We start from the raw sequence: 1,524 nt of genomic DNA on the forward strand, positions 1-1,524 counted from the left end.
AAGTCGAGCGGCAGCACAGAGGAACTTGTTCCTTGGGTGGCGAGCGGCGGACGGGTGAGTAATGCCTAGGAAATTGCCCTGATGTGGGGGATAACCATTGGAAACGATGGCTAATACCGCATGATGCCTACGGGCCAAAGAGGGGGACCTTCGGGCCTCTCGCGTCAGGATATGCCTAGGTGGGATTAGCTAGTTGGTGAGGTAATGGCTCACCAAGGCGACGATCCCTAGCTGGTCTGAGAGGATGATCAGCCACACTGGAACTGAGACACGGTCCAGACTCCTACGGGAGGCAGCAGTGGGGAATATTGCACAATGGGCGCAAGCCTGATGCAGCCATGCCGCGTGTATGAAGAAGGCCTTCGGGTTGTAAAGTACTTTCAGTCGTGAGGAAGGTGGTGTTGTTAATAGCAGCATCATTTGACGTTAGCGACAGAAGAAGCACCGGCTAACTCCGTGCCAGCAGCCGCGGTAATACGGAGGGTGCGAGCGTTAATCGGAATTACTGGGCGTAAAGCGCATGCAGGTGGTGGATTAAGTCAGATGTGAAAGCCCGGGGCTCAACCTCGGAACCGCATTTGAAACTGGTTCACTAGAGTACTGTAGAGGGGGGTAGAATTTCAGGTGTAGCGGTGAAATGCGTAGAGATCTGAAGGAATACCGGTGGCGAAGGCGGCCCCCTGGACAGATACTGACACTCAGATGCGAAAGCGTGGGGAGCAAACAGGATTAGATACCCTGGTAGTCCACGCCGTAAACGATGTCTACTTGGAGGTTGTGGCCTTGAGCCGTGGCTTTCGGAGCTAACGCGTTAAGTAGACCGCCTGGGGAGTACGGTCGCAAGATTAAAACTCAAATGAATTGACGGGGGCCCGCACAAGCGGTGGAGCATGTGGTTTAATTCGATGCAACGCGAAGAACCTTACCTACTCTTGACATCCAGAGAAGCCAGCGGAGACGCAGGTGTGCCTTCGGGAACTCTGAGACAGGTGCTGCATGGCTGTCGTCAGCTCGTGTTGTGAAATGTTGGGTTAAGTCCCGCAACGAGCGCAACCCTTATCCTTGTTTGCCAGCGAGTAATGTCGGGAACTCCAGGGAGACTGCCGGTGATAAACCGGAGGAAGGTGGGGACGACGTCAAGTCATCATGGCCCTTACGAGTAGGGCTACACACGTGCTACAATGGCGCATACAGAGGGCAGCAAGCTAGCGATAGTGAGCGAATCCCAAAAAGTGCGTCGTAGTCCGGATTGGAGTCTGCAACTCGACTCCATGAAGTCGGAATCGCTAGTAATCGTAGATCAGAATGCTACGGTGAATACGTTCCCGGGCCTTGTACACACCGCCCGTCACACCATGGGAGTGGGCTGCAAAAGAAGTGGGTAGTTTAACCTTTCGGGGAGGACGCTCACCACTTTGTGGTTCATGACTGGGGTGAAGTCGTAACAAGGTAGCGCTAGGGGAACCTGGCGCTGGATCACCTCCTTATACGAAGATTACACTGATGAGTGTCCACACAGATTGA

The 1,524-nt window shown here is 54.0% G+C and carries 1 rRNA gene; it reads left to right on the top strand.

Annotation, left to right across the window (positions count from 1 at the left end):
- Positions 1 to 1,487: ribosomal RNA gene (locus tag NB504_RS01045) — 16S ribosomal RNA — on the top strand; the annotation flags it as partial.
- Positions 1,488 to 1,524: the final 37 nt, after the last annotated feature.

This window comes from Vibrio sp. RM-69-4 (assembly GCF_024743775.1).
Taxonomy (GTDB): Bacteria; Pseudomonadota; Gammaproteobacteria; order Enterobacterales; family Vibrionaceae; genus Vibrio; species Vibrio anguillarum.